The sequence below is a fragment of the Pseudomonas sp. Pseusp88 genome, assembly GCF_047303955.1.
GTDB lineage: Bacteria > Pseudomonadota > Gammaproteobacteria > Pseudomonadales > Pseudomonadaceae > Aquipseudomonas.
In genome coordinates, this window is record NZ_JBGLYM010000038.1 from 1 (window position 1) to 18,029 (window position 18,029).

An 18,029-nucleotide genomic window follows, 5' to 3' on the forward strand; every position below is an offset into this window, starting at 1 on the left:
TGAAACCCTGTGGGACCGGCTTCAGCCGGGAAGGCGATTTCCCGGCTGAAGCCGGTCCCACAAGACCCCCATTGTTAGCCGATATCGATATCCAGCCGCTTCAACCGCGAGGCCAGCGTCGTCGGCTTCAACCCCAGTAACTCTGCCGCGCCGCCCTTGCCAAATAGCTTGCCGCCACAGGCCTTGAGCGCCGCCTGCATATTGCTGCGCTCCAGATCGCGCAGTTGCGCGTCGGTAAGAATGCGTTCTTCAGTTGAAACCGTGGCGGGGGCGGCTGTTTTTGGCTCGTCCGGCAGGTCAAGGTTAAGGTCGGCACCGGTTGAAGTAATCAACGCCCGTTCAATAACGTTCTGCAGTTCGCGGATATTGCCCGGCCAGGAGTAACGCTGCAGGCGTTCGATATCGCTGTTGCGCAGGCGCCGCCCGGGCATGTTCAGGCGCTTGGCGGTCTGTTTGAGGAAGTGCGCGGCCAGCGGCGCGATATCCATGGGCCGGTCGCGCAGGGCCGGGGACTGGATCGGAAATACGTTGAGACGAAAGTACAGGTCCTCGCGGAAATGCCGCGCCCCGACTTCCTGACGCAGGTCGCGGTTGGTGGCGGCGATGATGCGCACATCGACCTTGCGCGTGCGCTCTTCGCCGACCCGCTCGAACTGGCCCTCCTGCAAGACCCGCAGCAGCTTGCTTTGCAGCTCCAGAGGAATTTCGCCGATCTCGTCGAGGAACAGGGTACCGCCGTCGGCCAGTTCGAAACGCCCGACCCGATCCCGTACCGCGCCGGTAAAGGCGCCACGGATATGGCCGAAGAACTCGCTCTCGAACAACTCGGTGGGGATCGCCGCGCAGTTGACCCGGATCAGCGGGTGGGCGCTGCGGCGACTGGCCTGGTGGATGGCCCGGGCGATCAGTTCCTTGCCGGTACCGGATTCGCCATTGATCAGCACGCTGGCGTCGGTGGGTGCGACTACGTCGATCTGGCGGATGATCTTCAGGATGGGTTCGCTCTGGCCGACGATCTCGCGGAAGTTGTGCTCGATATGAATCTCTTCCTGCAGGTAGGCGTTTTGCTCTTCCAAACGCTCCTTGAGCACCTTGAGTTCTTCCAAAGCCACATGCAGCTGGTTTTCCGTGGTGCGTCGTTCGGTGATATCGCGAAACACCACCACGGCCCCGGCAATGCGGCCATCGGAGATCACCGGGGTACTGGTGAATTCCACCGGGAAGCTGCTGCCGTCGCGGCGCCAGAACACTTCCTGGCGGCCTTCGTGGACCACCCCGTCGTGCACCGCCTTATAGATCGGACAGTCCTCCACCGGGTAGTGGCTGCCATCGGCGTGGCTATGGTGATGAATGCGGTGGATGTTCTTGCCGATCATGTCCTTGACCTCCCAGCCGAGCATGCGCGCCCCGGCCGGGTTGACGAAGGTCGCCAGGCCGTCGCTGTCGATGGCGTAGATACCGTCGCCCACCGAACTGAGCAGCAATTGATTGTCGCGCTCGGACTCCTGGAACAGGTTGAGGATATTGCGCCATTCGATCAGGCCGCCGCGCATGGTCCGTTCGGTGTAGGCCTGGTCCTGATGGTATTGCTGACGACTGGCTTCGCGCAGCACCAGGATCAACTGCGGGCTGCCGCGGACCTGCAAGGTGGTGGCGGAGATTTCCAGTTCGATGCGCTCGCCGGTCTTGCAGTTGCAACTGAGGTCGTCGCTCCAGCCCCGACCCTTGTCCATCACTGCCTGGGTAAAGACGATCAGGTCCGCCAGTTGATGACCGAACAGTTTGCTCACCGGCAGGTTCAACAACTCCTGGCGCGGATAGCCGAGCAGCTTGCAGGTGGCGATATTCAGATCGCCGAAACGGTCGGCGAACGGATCGAGCAGGGCGATGGCTTCGGCGCAGTGTTCGAACACCATGTGCCGCGAGGAATAAGCCAGGTCAGCCCAACCGCTGAGGGAGTCGGTCTCGGTCATTACGAAATCTCGTGATGCAGCGCTACGAATATTCGTATTTCTACGGGAATGCGTGATTTGGTGAAAGCATCAGAGAGGTGATTTAAAACCGTATCAGATAAACAATTCGTTATTTATCAGTTGGTTAACAGGCTATAAAAAATCATCTCAGTGAGTGGCACGGCCTTCGCTCTAGTACCGGTGTAAACCCGAAAACACCCATAGCCGGAGAGCGACACGATGCCAAGCGTAGACATTGCCCACTATCAAGACGGTGACTTCCTGGTCAATTACGAAGAAAAGGTCTTCGAGGACGTCAAGGCCGAGCCGGGCGAAAAATGCCTGATCACTTTCCACACCATCGCCTTCGAGGGCTCCATCGGTCTGGTCAACATGCTCCAGGCCAAGCGCCTTTTGCGCAAAGGCTTCGAAACCAAAGTGCTGCTGTACGGGCCGGGCGTGCAGCTGGGCGTACAGCGTGGCTTCCCGACCCTGGGCGCCGAAGCCTTCCCTGGCCATCTGGCGGTGAATAACCAGATCAAGGCGTTCATGGCCGAAGGCGGTGAAGTCTATGCCTGCCGCTTTGCCCTGCAGGCCCTGTACGGCCAGACCGAAAAAGCCCTGATCGAAGGCATCCGCCCGATCAACCCTCTGGATGTGATGGACCTGCGCCTGCTGATGCGGCGCGAGGGTGCGCTGATTATTGATACCTGGACGGCGTAATTCCTCCGATTTGAACTGAAATGAGGCCCTGTGGGAGCTGCCGAAGGCTGCGAAAGCGGTGTGGCAGGCAAAACCGATTCGCAGCCTTCGGCAGCTCCTACAGGTTCCATGCATTTGCTACAGGACACCCCACCATGACTACCATCCGCGCCGCCGCCGTGCAGTTCAGCCCGGTGCTGTACTCCCGCCAGGCCACCGTCGACAAGCTGTGCCGTACCTTGCTGGAACTGGGTCGCGAAGGAGTGCAGTTCGCGGTATTCCCGGAAACCGTGGTGCCGTACTACCCCTACTTTTCTTTTGTCCAGCCGCCCTTTGCCATGGGCAAGCAACACCTGTTGTTGCTGGAACAATCCGTCACCGTGCCCTCGGACGTCACCCGGCAGATCGGTGAAGCCTGTCGCGAGGCGGGGATTGTCGCCAGCATCGGCGTCAACGAGCGTGACGGCGGCACTATTTATAACGCGCAGTTGCTGTTCGATGCCGACGGCAGCCTGATCCAGCATCGGCGCAAGATTACCCCGACCTACCATGAGCGCATGGTCTGGGGGCAGGGCGATGGTTCCGGTCTGCGCGCCGTGGACAGCGCGGTCGGGCGCATTGGCTCTCTGGCCTGTTGGGAGCATTACAACCCCCTGGCACGCTATGCCCTGATGGCCGATGGCGAGCAGATCCATGTGGCGATGTTTCCCGGCTCCCTGGTCGGCGACATCTTTGCCGAGCAAATCGAAGTCACCATTCGCCATCACGCTCTGGAAAGCGGTTGCTTCGTGGTCAACGCCACGGCCTGGCTGGATGCCGATCAGCAGGGCCTGATCATACAGGACACCGGCTGCGAGCTGGGGCCGATCTCCGGTGGCTGTTTCACCGCGATCATTTCCCCGGAAGGCAAGATCCTCGGCGAACCCTTGCGCAGTGGCGAAGGCGTGGTGATTGCCGACCTCGATCTGGCCCTGATCGACAAGCGCAAACGCATGATGGATTCAGTCGGTCATTACAGTCGCCCGGAACTGCTCAGCCTGTTGATCGACCGCACGCCCACCGCCCATGTGCATGAACGCGCTGCCGCTCTCAACCCAGGCAAGGAGCTTGATCATGCAGAACAGTGAACTGCTCGCCGAACTGCAATGCCACGGCCTGCGCTGGCCCGCCGCGCAGAATGGCCTGTCACGCCAGGGCGGTGCCGGACCTTCCGATCACAAGGCGCTGACCGTAGGCAACCGCACGTCGATGATCCCGATCCTCAATCAGGCGTCCCAGGATTCGCCCTATCAGGCCAGGCCCAGCGACGACGGCAGCCATGCCCTGATTTTCCGCCAGGGCCAGCAGGTCGGCCAGGTGCAGATGCCCGGTGTGCCGAAGTTCTACGGCCTGACGACCGAAGATGGCATTCCCTACTGGAAGATCGCCACGCTGCACAGCAGTGATGTGCTCGCTACGACCGTTTTACAGCATTGCATCCGCTTCAATGATCGCGGCACCTCGTGCCAGTTCTGCGCCATCGGCCAGTCCCTGGCGGCGGGCAAGACCATTGCCCGCAAGCGTCCACAGCAGCTGGCGCAGGTGGCCAGGGCGGCGGTGGAGCTGGACGGGGTCAAGCATATGGTGATGACCACCGGCACCCCGCAGACCCCGGACCGTGGCGCAGCGATTCTCTGCGAATCGGCAGCTGCCGTGACTGCCGCCGTCGATCTGCCGATCCAGGCCCAGTGCGAGCCGCCGGATGATGACCGCTGGTTCAGCCGCCTGCGCGACAGCGGCGTGGTCTCGCTGGGCATGCACCTGGAGGCGGTCACCGACGCAGTACGCCAGCGCATCATGCCGGGCAAGGCCGAGGTGCCTCTGAGCCGCTATTTCGAGGCGTTCGAGGCGGCGGTCGGGGTGTTTGGCCGGGGGCAGGTCAGCACCTACATCCTTGCCGGGCTGGGCGACAGCGAGTCGGCCATCGTCGAGATGAGCGAGCGCCTCAGCGCCCTGGGTGTGTATCCCTTTGTCGTGCCCTTCGTGCCCATCGACGGTACGCCCCTGGCCCGTCATCCGAAACCCGACAGCGCCATGATGGCCCGGCTGTATCCGCAGATCGGCGCCAGCCTGCGTCGTCACGGCCTGCACTCGGAGCAGATCAATGCCGGTTGCGCCAAGTGCGGGGCCTGTTCGGCTCTGAAAAGCCACGAATAATTGCGGGAGTCACGCTCATGCCCAATCTGGCCTATGCCCTTGTCGACAGTACCTTCGAGCCGTTTCGCGCGGGTGAGCTGGTGGTCAAGCCCGCCAGCGAGCCGTGGGAGAAACAGGCCTATTACGCCCTGCGCCGGGCGGTATTTTCCGATGAGCAACAGCTGTTGCCCCAGGACAAGGACGGCCACGACTTTCAGGCCATTGCCATTGTCGCCCTGGCGGGTAACTGCGGCATGGCCGATCAAGTGGTCGGTGCCGTGCGCATTTATCAGCCCGAAGCGGGGCTGTGGTTCGGCGGACGCCTGTGCGTGGCTCAGGCTTATCGCCGCCACAGCATGATCGGCAAGGCTTTGGTCAATGAGGCGGTGTCCCGGGCCAAGGAACTGGGGTGCGAGGTGTTTCGCGCCACGGTGCAGCAGGCCAACGAGGCGTACTTCCACAGCCTGCACTGGCAAACCCTGGAGCCTCTCGAATTACTCGGCCAGCCCCATTGCCTGATGCAGGCGGACCTGGCGAGCTATCCATTCATGCCGCGCCAGGTGTCGCTGGGTCCGCTGAAGGGGGCTCGTCATGGCTGATTCTCTGCCTCTTGCCGAACTGCTGGCGGCCCTGCGCGATACTCCGGCGATGCGCTCCAAACAGACCATTCAACAACCGGCCACGGTGTTGGCCGATGACTCGCGGCCCCTGACCCGGCAGCAGCTCTACGCCTTGCCCGGTGACGATACGGCAGCCATTGCCTGCGGCGAGCATTATCAGTTGCTGGCCATCGAAGGCATGTTGCCCGGCTTCGTCAGCGCCGCGCCGTGGTTTGCCGGCTGGTCGGCGGTGATGGCCAATGTCAGCGATATCACCGCCATGGGCGGCCGGGCCACGGCTGTAGTAAATGCCTACTGGCATCACGACGAGGCCGCCGCCGGGCAGATCCTCGCCGGTATTCAGGCGGCCTGCCGCGCCTACGGATTGTTATTGGCGGGGGGCCATACCAGTCAGGCCATGGGCAACCCGACCGCCCTGGCCGTGGCGATTACCGGCATTGCCAGCCGCCTGTTGTCGAGTCTGCACGTCAGGCCGGGGCAGGTGATTGCCATGGCCGTGGACCTGGAAGGCGTCTGGCATGCCGACAGTACTTACTGGAAAGCCTTCGAAGGCGTACCTGCCGAGCGCCTGCGCAGCAAGCTCGAAGTCCTGCCGCGCCTGGCCGAAGCCGGGTTGCTCAAGGCGGCCAAGGACATCAGTAACGCCGGGGTATTGGGCAGTCTGCTGATGCTGTTGGAAAGCACCGGCTGCGGCGCCGAAATCGACCTGGCGAGCCTGCCTTGCCCGGCCGACGGCGACCTGCTGCGCTGGCTGCAGGTCTTCCCCAGCTACGGCTTCCTCATGACCCTGGACGCCGCCGATTGGGACAACGTCCAGGCCGCCTTTGCCTTCGAAGGCCTGCGCTGCGAACGCATCGGTCAGGTCACCGACAGTGCTGCGCTGAATGTGGGTGACGGTGAACAACACGAGCAATTCTGGAACCTGCGCCAGCGGCCCTTTACCGGCTTTTGCTATGCGCAACTCGATCTTTCCTCCGTGCAACCACAGGAGCACTGATATGCCCGCAGTCAACTTCAAGATCCGCTGGCCCGATGGCAAGGAAGCGGCCGGTTACTCGCCGTCCACGGTGATCTACGACCATTTGCAGGAAGGCGCGAGCTACCCGCTGGCGGACTTTCTCGAACGCATCGAAGGCGGCCTGAACAACGCCTCGGAACGGGTCAAGCAGGTCAAGGGCTTCTACTGCAGTTCGGCCATGGACACCCTCAACTCTCTCAAGGGCCAGGCTTCACGCCAGCAGGACGGGCCGGTAGCGGTGTTGAGCATGCGCACCGAAGGCGGCGGCCGGGTTACCGGGGCCGGGTGGAGTTCGTTTTAGTAATTGGCTTAGACCTGTGGGAGCGGATTCATCCGCGAAGACGGTAGTTCAGGCAATGCAAATGTAGCGGATGTAATGGCCTCTTCGCGGATGAATCCGCTCCCACTGAATTCACTTGATATTTCTTGGAGACTCCCCCATGCCACATCTCACCTCAGTCAAACCCCCTCACTACAGCGTAATCATCGTCGGCGGCGGCCAGGCCGGGTTGTCGGCCAGTTATTACCTGCAAGCCCAAGGCATCGACCATCTGGTCCTGGAAAAACACAGCCTTACCCACGCCTGGCGTCATCAGCGCTGGGATGCATTCAGCCTGGTCACGCCGAACTGGCAGTGTGCACTGCCAGGTTATCGCTATGGCATCGAGCATCCTGGCAACGATCCCCACGGCTTCATGGTCAAGGATGAAATCAACGCCTACCTGGCCGGATTCGTCGCCAAGGTCAATGCCCCGGCCCTGGAGGGGGTGACGGTACGTCGCGTAGTGCCGCGCAGTCACGGCGGTTATGACGTACACACGACCAAGGGCGAGTTCACGGCTGATCAGGTGATTGTTGCTTCGGGCGGTTATCACACACCGATCATCCCGCGTCTGGCCGAACGCCTGCCGGCGGGCATTACGCAGATTCACTCGGAGCAATACCGCAATCCGCAGAGCCTGCCCGAAGGTAACGTGCTGGTGGTGGGCTCGGGTCAGTCCGGCGCGCAGATTGCTGAGGATCTGCACCTGGCCGGGCGCAAGGTGTTTCTGGCGGTGGGCGATGCGCCCCGTTGCGCACGGTTTTACCGGGGCCGCGATGTGGTCGATTGGTTGGCGCAAATGGGTTACTACGATATCGGCGTCGATGCCCATCCATTGCGTGAAGGCGTGCGCGACAACACCAACCATTACGTCACCGGTCGTGACGGCGGACGTGATATCGACCTGCGCCGGTTCGCCGCCGAAGGCATGGAGTTGTTCGGCCGCCTGGACGGCTTGCAGGGGGCGACCCTGCAGTTCTGCGCCGACCTGGCCCGGAGCCTGGACAGTGCAGATGCCGTCTATAACCGCATCAACAGTTCCATCGACAAATACATCGCCGAGCAAGGCATTGAAGCGCCGACAGGGGAGGTCTATATCCCGCGCTGGGCGCCGCAGCAGGAGCGTACTGAGCTGGACCTGAGTGCTGCGGGCATCACCAGCATCATCTGGTGCATCGGCTTCAGCCCGGACTTCACCTGGGTCGAGGCGCCGGTATTCAACGGTCGCGGCCATCCGGGCCACAAGCGCGGTATTACTGCTCAGCCTGGGTTGTATTTCCTTGGCCTGCCGTGGCTGTACACCTGGGGCTCGGGGCGTTTTTCCGGGATTGCCCGGGATGCCGAGTATCTGGTGGAGCGGATTGCCGAGTCGATTTCGGGTGGGGATGAGTTGCGCGTGGCGAGGCGTTAGACCTGGATTCGAAACTTATTGGTGGCTTCAAAATTAGACAACAACCTCTGTAGAGGAGACTTCTGTAGGAGCGAATTGTGGGAGCGAATTCATTCGCGAAGGCTGCGTTTAAGGCGATGAATATCCATCGAATGTACGGCATCTTCGCGAATGAATTCGCTCCCACAGTTTGCTCCACCGTTCCTCCCTCAGGCGTTGCAAAAATGGCGCCCCTCTTCAAAATCAACCTCACACCTTGACGCCACTTTTTTACGGGAGAATACTGTGCAAAGATTCATATAGATGACTATATAACTAAAACAGTGAAGCTCGACCATGAACCAGCTTTCCAGTGACGACCGTCTGCCGCTTTATCAACGCCTGCGTGACCAGTTGGCTGAGCAAATCGCCAATAACCGCTGGCGCCCGGGGGAGGCGATTCCTACCGAGGCGGCGCTTTCCAGTGAGTACTGCCTGTCCACCGGTACCGTGCGCAAGGCCATCGACATGCTGGTGGCCGAGAATATTCTCGAGCGCCAACAGGGCCGTGGCACCTTTATCCGCCGCCCGCAATTCCAGTCTTCGCTATTCCGCTTCTTCCGCTTCCAGACTGCCGCCGGTGAGCGTCGGGTGCCGGAGAGCCGGATCCTGTCCATCGAGCCGCTGCTGGCACCGTCGGCGGTTAGTCGGGCACTGGGCCTGATGCCCGACGCTCCGGTGATTCGCATGGTGCGCCTGCGTCTGCTCGATGCCCAGCCGGTGCTGGCCGAGGAAATCTGGCTGCCACGGGTACAGTTCCAGGCGCTGCTGGAGACCGAGCTGGATCGCCACGGTCCGTTGCTTTACCCCATCTACGAAGAACTCTGCGGCCAGGTCGTCGCCTACGCCGAAGAAACCCTCACCGCCGAAGCAGTCAGCGATGTGCATGCGCGTCTACTGCAGATTCCGGCCGACAGCCCGGTGGTGGTGATCGAACGTCTGGCCCGCAATTACGCTGGTCATCCTCTGGAGTGGCGTCGCTCGCGAGGCCACGCCAGCCATTTCCGCTACAGCGTCGAAATTCGCTGACGCCATGCAACACTGCCCACACTTATAAGGACAACAATCATGTTCAGTTGGTATCGCCAAATCACTGCGCGCGAGCGCAAGACATTCTGGGCCTGCTTCGGCGGCTGGTCGCTGGATGCCCTGGAAGTACAAATGTTCGGTCTGGCGATCCCCGCCCTGATTGCCGCGTTTGCCCTGAGCAAGGGTGACGCGGGCCTGATCAGCGGCGTAACCCTGGTGACTTCGGCCCTGGGTGGCTGGGTCGGCGGTACGCTGTCGGACCGCTACGGTCGTGTGCGCACCCTGCAGTGGATGATCCTCTGGTTCTCGGTGTTCACCTTCCTGTCCGCCTTCGTCACGGGCTTCCATCAACTGCTGATCGTCAAGGCGCTGCAAGGCTTTGGTATCGGCGGTGAGTGGGCTGCCGGTGCGGTATTGATGGCTGAGACCATCCAGCCGAAGTATCGCGGCAAGGTCATGGGTACGGTACAGAGCGCCTGGGCCGTGGGCTGGGGCCTGGCGGTGGGCGTATTCACCCTGATCTATTCCTTTGTGCCGCAGGATATGGCCTGGCGCGTGATGTTCCTGGTCGGCCTGCTGCCTTCGCTGCTGATCATCTGGGTGCGGCGCAATGTCGAGGAACCGGACAGCTTCCAGCGCCTGCAGAAAGAAAAGGCCATCCCGCAAAGCTTCTTCAAGTCCCTGGCCGGTATCTTCCGTCCGGAACTGCTGCGCGTGACCCTGCTTGGCGGTTTGCTCGGCCTCGGCGCCCACGGCGGTTACCACGCGGTGATGACCTGGCTGCCGACCTTTCTCAAGACTGAGCGCAACCTGTCCGTGCTGAGTTCCGGCGGTTATCTGGCGGTGATCATTTTTGCCTTCTGGTGTGGTTGCGTGGCCAGCGGTCTGATGATCGATCGCATCGGTCGGCGCAAAAACATCCTGTTGTTCGCCCTGTGCTGCGTGACCACCGTGCAGTGTTATGTGTTCCTGCCGCTGACCAATACACAGATGCTGTTCCTCGGTTTCCCCCTGGGCTTCTTCGCCGCAGGTATTCCGGCCAGCCTGGGTGCCTTCTTCAACGAGTTGTACCCCACCGACGTGCGCGGTGCCGGGGTCGGCTTCTGCTACAACTTCGGCCGCGTATTGTCCTCGGTGTTCCCGTTCCTGGTCGGCCATATGAGCGAGTCCATGTCCCTGGGTTCGGCCATCGGCATCGACGCGGGGATTGCCTACGGCGTTGCCGTACTGGCTGCGCTCTTGCTGCCGGAAACCCGTGGCCGCAGCCTGGAAACCAGCGTGCCGGCCACGGCCGAAACACCACAGGCGCAGCAGGCCTGATCGATCCCCTTGTTGCGCGGCGTGCTCCTGCGCCGCGTCTTTTCTACATAGACGAGTTCCATGCCCCATACCCGTACCGCGCCGATACTCGGCATCGATAGCCACGCCCATGTCTTCAGTCGCGACCTGCAACTGACCAGTTCGCGCCGCTACACCCCCGACTATGACGCACCCCTGGCGCTGTACCTGGCCAACCTGGACCAACACGGTCTGAGCCATGGCGTGCTGGTGCAGCCGAGCTTTCTCGGCACCGACAACAGCTATCTGCTGGCGGCATTGGCTCAGGCGCCCGGGCAGTTGCGTGGGGTAGTGGTCGTGGCCCGGGATATCAGCCGCGCTGAATTGCAGGCCATGGCCACTCAGGGGGTCACGGGCATCCGTCTGAACCTGATGGGCAAGCCGTTGCCGGACTTCGCCGAGCCCCAGTGGCAGGTGCTGTTCGACCATATCGCTGAACTGGACTGGCATATCGAACTGCATCGTCAGGTCGAGGACCTGCCGCAGCTGGTGCGGGCGTTGCTGCCGTTTGGCTGCAAGATCGTGGTTGATCATTTCGGCCGCCCGGATGCGCGTCTCGGTGTGAATCAGCCGGGCCTTATCGAGCTGCTTGACCTGGGTTCGAGCGGGCGGTTGTGGATGAAAGTCTCGGCTATTTACCGGCTGGCCGCAGAGGCCCGACAGAACCTCGAATTCGCCTGCTCGTTACTGCCGCTGCTGGAACAGAGCCTCGGTCCGCAGCGTCTGGTATGGGGCAGTGACTGGCCGCATACCCAGCATGAAGCGGATGTCGGTTATGGCACGGTGATGGACCAGTTGCAGGCGTTGGGCTGTTCCGAGAGCCTGCGCCAGGCGATGTTGGTCGATTCGCCTGTGCAGTTATTCGGTTTCTAGCCAGAGAAACCCGATCATGTGGGGCCGGCCCCACACGCATCAGGCTTTCCAACCCCCACCCAACGCCACCAGCAACCCTACACTGGCCTGCAACTGGCTGCTCTGCACCACCTGCAAGCGTCGCTGGGCTTCCAGCGCGGTGGTCTGGGCGGTGACCACATCCAGATAACTCACTGCGCCAGCCTGATAGCTGCTCATTGCGATCTGTTCGGCCTGTTGCGCGGCGTCGACGGCGGCTTGTTGGTCCTGGGCTTCGCGTTGCAGGTCGCCTAGCTGGCCAAGGTTGTCCTCCACTTCGCGCACGGCCTTGAGTACCAGGCTGTGGTAATGGGCAGCGGCTTCTTCGAATTCGGCCCTGGCTTGACGGTCAGCGGCGCTGCGGCGGCCACCGTCCAACAGCGGCAGGCTGACCACCGGCCCTAATGCCCAGAAGCGGTTGGCGGCGGTCAGCAGGTTGCCCGCGCCCTGGGTCTGGCCGCCGAGCAGACCGCTGAGGCTGAAGTCGGGATACCAGGCCGCCCGTGCCACGCCGATCCCGGCATTGGCGGCGAATACCCGGCGTTCGGCGGCGGCGATGTCCGGACGCTGTTGCAGCAAGGTGCCGGGCAGGGCGACGGGAATTGCCGGCAGGTCTAACGGCTGCGCATTGACGGCTAGAGTGAAGTCGCTGGGCAGAGCACCCACCAGTTCGGCAATGGCATGTTCGCCAAGATCGCGCTGGGCCTGGATATCGTCCAGTTGTGCCTGGGCCTGGGCCAGTTGGCTCTGAGCCCTGCTCAGGTCCAGTTCAGAGGCGATCTTGCCTTGATAGCGGTCGCGGGTCAGTTGCAGCGCCTGTTGATAGTCGTTCAGGGAGTCCTTGAGGATCTTGCCTTGGGCGTCCAGTCCGCGCATCTGCACATACAGGCTTGCCAGTTGCCGTTGCAGGCTCAGTCGCGCCACTGCCAGGTCGTCGCCGGATGCCTGGGCCTGAGCATCGCCTGCCGCCACTTGATTGCGAATCCGTCCCCAGAGATCGAGGTCGAAACTCAAACCCAGACTCAAGGTATCGCTGTTATATACCGAAGGCTGGGTGGTGCCGCGCAACGGCCGGTTATCCGACTGACGCTGACGCAAAGGCTGAAAGGAAGCGCCCAGTTGCGGGAACAGGCCGCCATGCAACTGGCTGGCGTAGGCCTGGGCGGCGTCATAGTGGGCCAGGGCTGCAGCCAGGTCGGGATTGGCCTTGAGCAGTCGCTCTTGCAGATCGTTCAAGTGCGGCTCGTGGTACAGCAGCCACCACTGGCCAGGTACGTGATCGGCGGCCTGAGTGCTGTGCCAGGACCCGATCTGGCTTTCCTTGAACTGTGTGGGCAGGGCCACCTCGGGCTTGCGGTAGACAGGCGCCAGGGAGCAGCCTTGCACGCTCAGGGCGATCAGCAGCGCTAGCACATCAAGCCTTGGGCGCATGGGCACCTCCGGCGTCGGCCAGTTGCACCGGATCGTTCTCGCGCAGGGCGTCCGGCGGGTTATCCACTACCCGATCATTCGGCGCCAGGCCTTGATCGATCACCAGACGATCGCCCAGGTCCATACCGATATGGACGCTGCGCATATGCACGTGCTGCTGATCATCCAGCACCGCGACCTGGGTGCCTGCGGCGCGGAAGATCAGGGCGCTGGCCGGGATACTGACACCATTGGGTGAAGCGCTGACCTTGAGCGTGGCCTCTGCATAGTCGCCTGGAAGCAGGGCGCCGTCGGGGTTGTCGGCGACGAACTGGGCCAGCAGCGTGCCGGAGCGCGGATCCACAGCCGTGGAGTCGCCGAGCAGACGGGCGCTGAACTGCTGGTTGGGGTGCTCGGGGACGGTCAACTGCACCTGCATGCCTGGGGTGATGATGCTGGCGTAGTTCTGTGGCACCGGCACATACAGGCGGATGCGGCGGGTGTCGGCCATAGTGAACAGCGGTGTACCGCCACCGTCGTCGGCCTTGATCAACTGGCCGATATCGGTGTTGCGAGCGGTGATGGTGCCGGCGAAGGGCGCGCGGATGGTCTTGTAGGCTTCCAGATCCGTCAGTCGCGCATAGTCGGCCGCCGCCGCCTGCATATCGGCCTTGGCGGCCGCGGCATTGGCCAGTTTTTCGTCGACTTCCTGCTGCGATACCGAGTGATTGGCCAGCAGGTTCTGCCAGCGTTGAGCGGTGGTGGCGGCCAGTTTTGCGGTGGCGGTCTGTTGCGCCAGATGGGCGCGGGTCTGGGCCAGTTGCTGATCCAGCTCGGGGCTGTCGATGGTCGCCAGCACCTGGCCGGCGCTGACCTGGCTGCCGATATCACTGTTCCAGTCTTTCAGGTAGCCGCTGACCCGGGCATCGATCGGCGCCTTGCTCCACGCCTCCAGGTGGGCGGGCAGTTGCAGGGTGCTGCCCTGGGCGTTGTGGGACGGCTGGAACACGTTGACTACCGGCACGGCCTGGGCCTCGGTCCAGTTGGTGACGGACTGTTCATGGCGGGTACGCGCGGCCAGGCCGTTGGCCACCAGCAGGGCGGCCAGGGTCAGGCCGCCGATGCCGGCCAGCATCAGGCGTTTGCGGGAAGGGGCGTGTTCAGACGACATGAGGCGTTTCTCCAACAACGGCACGAGAAGGTGAGCGGCGGTGCACCAGGCTGAAGACCACGGGCACGAACAGCAGGGTGGCGGTGGTGGCGAGGATCAGGCCGCCGATGACCGCGCGGCCCAGGGGCGCGTTCTGTTCCTGGGACAGAGCCAGGGGCAGCATGCCGAGGATCATCGCCAGGGCGGTCATGCACACCGGGCGGAAACGCGTGTAACCCGCTTCCATGGCCGCCTTTAGGGCATCGCCATGTTCGGCCAGCCGTTCGCGGCAGAAGCTCACCACCAGAATGGAGTTGGCCGTGGCCACGCCCATGCACAGGATCGCTCCGGTCAGGGCTGGCACCGACAGCGAGGTATTGCTCAGGAACAGCATCCAGACGATCCCGGCCAATGCTGCGGGCAGGGCGGTGATGATCACGAACGGATCGAGCCAGGACTGGAAGTTGACCACGATCAGCAGATAGATCAGCACTACCGCGCCGAGCAGGCCGAAACTCAGGCCGCTGAAGGCTTCATGCAGGGCGTCGATCTGGCCGTGCAGGGTGATGGTCGCGCCTTTCGGCCGCAGGGCTGCGGCGCCGTCGATGACTTTTTGCACGTCCTTGGCCACGCCGCCGAGGTCGCGGCCCTGAACGTTGGCGAACAGGTCCAGTGTCGGCTGGATGTTGTAGTGAGTGACCACCGCCGGGCTGTCCACGCGCTGGATGGTCGCCAGGCCACCGAGGATCTGCGACTGGCCGTCGGCGCCGGTAATGGGCAAGGCTTCCAGGGTCGGCAGGTTGTCCATGCGGTATTGCGGGGTGGCGGCGACAATGGAGTAGGACACACCATTCTTCGGATTCAGCCAGTAGGTCGGCGCGACTTGCGAAGTGCCAGCCAGAGAAGCGCCAAGGCTGGTAGTGACGTCATGTTCGGTAATGCCCAGTTGCTTGGCGCGCAGGCGATCGACATTCACTTGCAGAGACGGGTAACCGGTGGACTGCTGGATGCGCAGGTCAGCGATGCCGGGTACATGTTGCAGGCGTCGTTGCAGTTCCAGGGCGTAGGCGCGGTTGGCTTCGCCGTCGGGGCCGGAGACTTCCACGTCCAGGGGCGCCGGGTTGCCGAAGTTGAGGATCTGGCTGCTGATATCGGCGGGCAGGAAGGCGAAGTGGCTGCCGGGGAAACTGTGCGGCAGGGCTTCGCGCAGGCGCTTGACGTAGTCGGCAGTGGGTGCGTGCCCAGCCTTGAGGGTGACCTGGATATCACCGTCCTGTGGGCCGATGGTGCCGCTGCTGCTATAGGCCATGTCGATACCGCTCAGGGGAATGCCAATATTGTCGATCACGGTGTCCAGTTCGTTGGCCGGGATGACCTCGCGGATGCGCTGCTCGATGCGGTCGAAGGCGGCGGCGCTTTCTTCGATACGGGTGCCCAGGGGCAGGCGCACATGCAGGGCCAGGGCACCGGCGTCGGTGGCCGGGAAGAAGTCCTGGCCCAGGCTTGGCAGCAGGGCGAAGCTGGCCAGCACGCAAGTGAGGAAGCCGATCAGGAAGCGCTTGTAGTACCTCAAGGCCAGGCCCAGCACGCCGTAATAGACATCGCGTACCGCCGAGAAACCGTGCTCGAAACCCTGCTGGATACGTAAGGCACTGCGCAGCAGGGCGTTGCGCCCAGGCGCATGCTGATCGCCTTCGTGATGATTGATCACCGGGTCTTCGGGGTGATGCCCGGCGCCCTGTTCCAGCACATGGGGCTTGAGCAGGAACATCGCCAGGGTCGGCACCAGCGTGCGCGACAGCAGGAACGAACTGGCCATGGCGAAGATCACCGCCAGGGCCATGGGCCGGAACAGATAGCCGGCGATGCCCTGCAACATGAACATCGGCACGAAGACGATGCAGATGCATAACAGCGAGACAAAGGCCGGGCCGACGATCTGCCGGGCGCCGTCGAGGATTGCGTCCTTGACCGCCTTGCCTTGCTCCAGGTGCCAGTTGATGTTCTCGATGGTCACCGTGGCATCGTCCACCAGAATGCCCACGGCCAGAGCCAGGCCGCCGAGGGTCATGACGTTCAGGGTCTGGCCGCTGAGGGCGAGCAGGGCGATGGCCGAGAGCACCGCCAGGGGAATCGACGCGGCGATGATCAGGGTCGAACGCCAGCTGCCGAGAAACAGCAGGATCATCAGACTGGTCAACAGGGCGGCAATAATGCCCTCGCGGGCGACACTGCCCACCGACTCCTTGACGAACACCGAGGCGTCGCCCAGCAACGAGGTTTTCATTTCCGGCGGCAGGGTTTCGTTGATCAGTGGCAGCATCTTGCGCACGCCGTCGACGATGGACAGGGTCGAGATATTGCCGTTCTTCAGGGCCGGCATCAGCACGGCGCGGCGGCCGTCGACCCGCACCACGTTGGTTTGGGGTGGCGAGCCGTCGCGCACATGGGCCACCTGGCCGATGGTGATCAGGGCGCCGTCGACGGTCTTGATCGGCAACTGGTTGAGTTCATCGATGGCCTTGGGGCTGTTATTGAGCAGAACGGTGTATTCGTCGCTGCCCATCTTCGCCGTACCCACTGGAATGATCTGGTTCTGTGCGGCCAGAGCGTTGCCGACGTCCTGTGCCGACAAGCCCTTGGCGGCCAGGGCCTGGGGATCGAGATCCAGGGTGATCTGCCGCTGCCGGCCGCCCATGGGGGTAGGCAGGGCGATGCCGGGCACAGCGGTCAGGGGCAGGCGCACATTATTCTGTACCAGGTCACGAATCCGCGCTTCCGACAGCGTCGGACTGGAAAAGGCCATTTGCAGGATCGGCACGGTGGAGGCGCTGTAGTTGAGGATCAGCGGCGGGGTGATGCCGGGTGGCATCTGCTTGAGTACGGTCTGGGACACCGCCGTGACCTGAGCATTGGCGGTGCGGATATCCACCCCCGGCTGAAAGAAGATCTTGACGATGCCCATCCCCGGCAGCGATTGCGATTCCAGGTGCTCGATATCGTTGACCGTGGTGCTCAGTGAGCGCTCGTAGGTGTAAATCACCCGACCAGCCATGGCATCAGGTGACAGTCCGTTGTATTGCCAGACTACGGCGATCACTGGAATGCCGATATCGGGAAACACATCAGTAGGGGTTTTCAGGGCCGCCAACGGTCCGACGATACAGATGAAAATCGCCAACACGATAAACGTGTAGGGCTTGAGCAGTGCAGTCTTTACCAGCCCGAGCATGCCAGGAACCTCCGCTTTGGAATCACGGCAGTCTTGGCGTGCGGACTTAACAGGCGGCTTTCAAACGTATGAACAAAGATTTACCTGAGGCAGCAAGGAGCTTTCATCGGGTATTCATTTGAGCTTCATCTATCCCCTCGCCAAGCTGACCCCATCGAAAGCCCTGACGCTTCAAGCTCCGGGGCATAAGGGAAGAGCATTTTCTACTGCCGAGGTTATTCACATGTCGTCCAAATCATTGCTGTTGCTACCCATGCTGGGCCTGGTGGGGCTGTTGTCGGCCTGTGCGGGGCCGATGCCCAAGGCCGACCCCAATGAAGCCTGGATCGGCTTGAAGGAAGAACCATCAGCGGTGCTGATGGCCGAAGACCTGGATGGCAAGCGCCTCAATGACGGCCGCTACTTCGATGTCACTCCCGGCACCCACCGTCTGGATCTGAGCCTGATCATTGAACCCGATGGCGACAACAATCAGGAACGTTGCACCACCCATATCAACTTCAACCAGTTCAAGGCCGGCAGCCGTTACAAGGTAGTGGAGAGCAGCCTTGGCGAGGATTACAGCGCCGTACTGGAAGACAGCACCGGCAAACTACTGGGCCGCAGCCATGATTTCGATTGCATGCCTGGCTGAGTAAAGAACGCTCCCTTCAACGGTCTTCGTTGAGCCCATGGCTGCTGCCATGGGCTTTTTTTGTGCACCTCACGCTATCGCCGGCCAAACAAGAGACCGATAAAGTTGTATAGCCCATGACATCGCC

General features: G+C 62.3%; 15 protein-coding genes. 11 read left to right on the forward strand and 4 right to left on the reverse strand.

Features of this window, described 5'->3' with window-relative positions; translation table 11 throughout:
• Positions 1-74: 74 nt before the first annotated feature.
• Positions 75-1,973, reverse strand: coding sequence for a sigma 54-interacting transcriptional regulator (locus ACCD02_RS28485; protein WP_413309303.1), 1,899 nt, complete (start codon positions 1,971-1,973; stop codon positions 75-77).
• Between the two features lie 219 nt (positions 1,974-2,192).
• On the opposite strand from ACCD02_RS28485, the gene ACCD02_RS28490 reads away from it, so the two are divergent.
• From ACCD02_RS28490 to ACCD02_RS28535, 10 genes are all read left to right on the forward strand, one after another.
• Positions 2,193-2,675 (forward strand): MSMEG_0572/Sll0783 family nitrogen starvation response protein, encoded by a 483-nt coding sequence (locus ACCD02_RS28490; RefSeq protein WP_259109252.1) that lies wholly within the window; start codon positions 2,193-2,195, stop codon positions 2,673-2,675.
• A 134-nt stretch (positions 2,676-2,809) separates the two neighbouring features.
• On the forward strand, positions 2,810-3,781 hold the full coding sequence (locus ACCD02_RS28495) for a Nit6803 family nitrilase (RefSeq protein WP_413309306.1): 972 nt from the start codon (positions 2,810-2,812) through the stop codon (positions 3,779-3,781).
• Positions 3,768-4,850 (forward strand): MSMEG_0568 family radical SAM protein, encoded by a 1,083-nt coding sequence (locus ACCD02_RS28500; RefSeq protein WP_413309308.1) that lies wholly within the window; start codon positions 3,768-3,770, stop codon positions 4,848-4,850. The genes ACCD02_RS28495 and ACCD02_RS28500 overlap by 14 nt, the downstream gene beginning before the upstream one ends.
• 17 nt (positions 4,851-4,867) lie before the next feature.
• A complete protein-coding gene (locus tag ACCD02_RS28505; RefSeq protein WP_413309310.1) occupies positions 4,868-5,428 on the forward strand; it encodes an MSMEG_0567/Sll0786 family nitrogen starvation N-acetyltransferase in 561 nt (186 codons plus the stop codon).
• Complete coding sequence (locus tag ACCD02_RS28510; RefSeq protein WP_413309312.1) at positions 5,421-6,446, forward strand: sll0787 family AIR synthase-like protein; 1,026 nt, start codon at positions 5,421-5,423, stop codon at positions 6,444-6,446. The genes ACCD02_RS28505 and ACCD02_RS28510 overlap by 8 nt, the downstream gene beginning before the upstream one ends.
• 1 nt (position 6,447) lies before the next feature.
• Positions 6,448-6,768, forward strand: a complete 321-nt coding sequence (locus ACCD02_RS28515) for an MSMEG_0570 family nitrogen starvation response protein (RefSeq protein ID WP_413309314.1) — start codon at positions 6,448-6,450, stop codon at positions 6,766-6,768.
• Positions 6,769-6,907: 139 nt separating this feature from the next.
• Positions 6,908-8,200, forward strand: coding sequence for an MSMEG_0569 family flavin-dependent oxidoreductase (locus ACCD02_RS28520; RefSeq protein ID WP_413309315.1), 1,293 nt, complete (start codon positions 6,908-6,910; stop codon positions 8,198-8,200).
• A 315-nt stretch (positions 8,201-8,515) separates the two neighbouring features.
• Positions 8,516-9,247, forward strand: a complete 732-nt coding sequence (locus ACCD02_RS28525; RefSeq protein WP_413309317.1) for a GntR family transcriptional regulator — start codon at positions 8,516-8,518, stop codon at positions 9,245-9,247.
• Positions 9,248-9,286: 39 nt separating this feature from the next.
• Positions 9,287-10,567: an MFS transporter gene (locus ACCD02_RS28530; RefSeq protein ID WP_413309319.1), complete on the forward strand. Its 1,281-nt coding sequence runs from the start codon at positions 9,287-9,289 to the stop codon at positions 10,565-10,567.
• 60 nt (positions 10,568-10,627) lie between these two features.
• A complete protein-coding gene (locus tag ACCD02_RS28535; protein ID WP_413309321.1) occupies positions 10,628-11,458 on the forward strand; it encodes an amidohydrolase family protein in 831 nt (276 codons plus the stop codon).
• Between the two features lie 39 nt (positions 11,459-11,497).
• Here the strand turns inward: ACCD02_RS28535 and ACCD02_RS28540 are convergent, their stop codons facing one another.
• Genes ACCD02_RS28540 through ACCD02_RS28550 form a run of 3 tightly spaced genes read right to left on the reverse strand, consistent with a single transcriptional unit; the run spans position 11,498 to position 17,268 of the window.
• The gene (locus tag ACCD02_RS28540; RefSeq protein WP_413309323.1) at positions 11,498-12,907 is read right to left on the reverse strand and encodes an efflux transporter outer membrane subunit; all 1,410 of its coding nucleotides are present in this window, start codon (positions 12,905-12,907) and stop codon (positions 11,498-11,500) included.
• A complete protein-coding gene (locus ACCD02_RS28545; protein WP_413309325.1) occupies positions 12,891-14,057 on the reverse strand; it encodes an efflux RND transporter periplasmic adaptor subunit in 1,167 nt (388 codons plus the stop codon). The genes ACCD02_RS28540 and ACCD02_RS28545 overlap by 17 nt, the downstream gene beginning before the upstream one ends.
• Positions 14,047-17,268, reverse strand: coding sequence for an efflux RND transporter permease subunit (locus tag ACCD02_RS28550; RefSeq protein ID WP_413309327.1), 3,222 nt, complete (start codon positions 17,266-17,268; stop codon positions 14,047-14,049). The genes ACCD02_RS28545 and ACCD02_RS28550 overlap by 11 nt, the downstream gene beginning before the upstream one ends.
• 223 nt (positions 17,269-17,491) lie before the next feature.
• On the opposite strand from ACCD02_RS28550, the gene ACCD02_RS28555 reads away from it, so the two are divergent.
• A complete protein-coding gene (locus ACCD02_RS28555) occupies positions 17,492-17,902 on the forward strand; it encodes a hypothetical protein (RefSeq protein ID WP_413309329.1) in 411 nt (136 codons plus the stop codon).
• Positions 17,903-18,029 lie beyond the last annotated feature (127 nt).

Excerpts from the sequence above, each read along its gene's own strand:
- ACCD02_RS28555 (WP_413309329.1), top strand. The coding sequence starts at position 17,492 with ATGTCGTCCAAATCATTGCTGTTGCTACCCATGCTGGGCCTGGTGGGG.
- ACCD02_RS28505 (WP_413309310.1), top strand. The coding sequence starts at position 4,868 with ATGCCCAATCTGGCCTATGCCCTTGTCGACAGTACCTTCGAGCCGTTT.
- ACCD02_RS28500 (WP_413309308.1), top strand. The coding sequence starts at position 3,768 with ATGCAGAACAGTGAACTGCTCGCCGAACTGCAATGCCACGGCCTGCGC.
- ACCD02_RS28525 (WP_413309317.1), top strand. The coding sequence starts at position 8,516 with ATGAACCAGCTTTCCAGTGACGACCGTCTGCCGCTTTATCAACGCCTG.
- ACCD02_RS28545 (WP_413309325.1), bottom strand. The coding sequence starts at position 14,057 with ATGTCGTCTGAACACGCCCCTTCCCGCAAACGCCTGATGCTGGCCGGC.
- ACCD02_RS28510 (WP_413309312.1), top strand. The coding sequence starts at position 5,421 with ATGGCTGATTCTCTGCCTCTTGCCGAACTGCTGGCGGCCCTGCGCGAT.
- ACCD02_RS28550 (WP_413309327.1), bottom strand. The coding sequence starts at position 17,268 with ATGCTCGGGCTGGTAAAGACTGCACTGCTCAAGCCCTACACGTTTATC.
- ACCD02_RS28535 (WP_413309321.1), top strand. The coding sequence starts at position 10,628 with ATGCCCCATACCCGTACCGCGCCGATACTCGGCATCGATAGCCACGCC.
- ACCD02_RS28540 (WP_413309323.1), bottom strand. The coding sequence starts at position 12,907 with ATGCGCCCAAGGCTTGATGTGCTAGCGCTGCTGATCGCCCTGAGCGTG.
- ACCD02_RS28485 (WP_413309303.1), bottom strand. The coding sequence starts at position 1,973 with ATGACCGAGACCGACTCCCTCAGCGGTTGGGCTGACCTGGCTTATTCC.
- ACCD02_RS28490 (WP_259109252.1), top strand. The coding sequence starts at position 2,193 with ATGCCAAGCGTAGACATTGCCCACTATCAAGACGGTGACTTCCTGGTC.
- ACCD02_RS28520 (WP_413309315.1), top strand. The coding sequence starts at position 6,908 with ATGCCACATCTCACCTCAGTCAAACCCCCTCACTACAGCGTAATCATC.
- ACCD02_RS28530 (WP_413309319.1), top strand. The coding sequence starts at position 9,287 with ATGTTCAGTTGGTATCGCCAAATCACTGCGCGCGAGCGCAAGACATTC.
- ACCD02_RS28515 (WP_413309314.1), top strand. The coding sequence starts at position 6,448 with ATGCCCGCAGTCAACTTCAAGATCCGCTGGCCCGATGGCAAGGAAGCG.
- ACCD02_RS28495 (WP_413309306.1), top strand. The coding sequence starts at position 2,810 with ATGACTACCATCCGCGCCGCCGCCGTGCAGTTCAGCCCGGTGCTGTAC.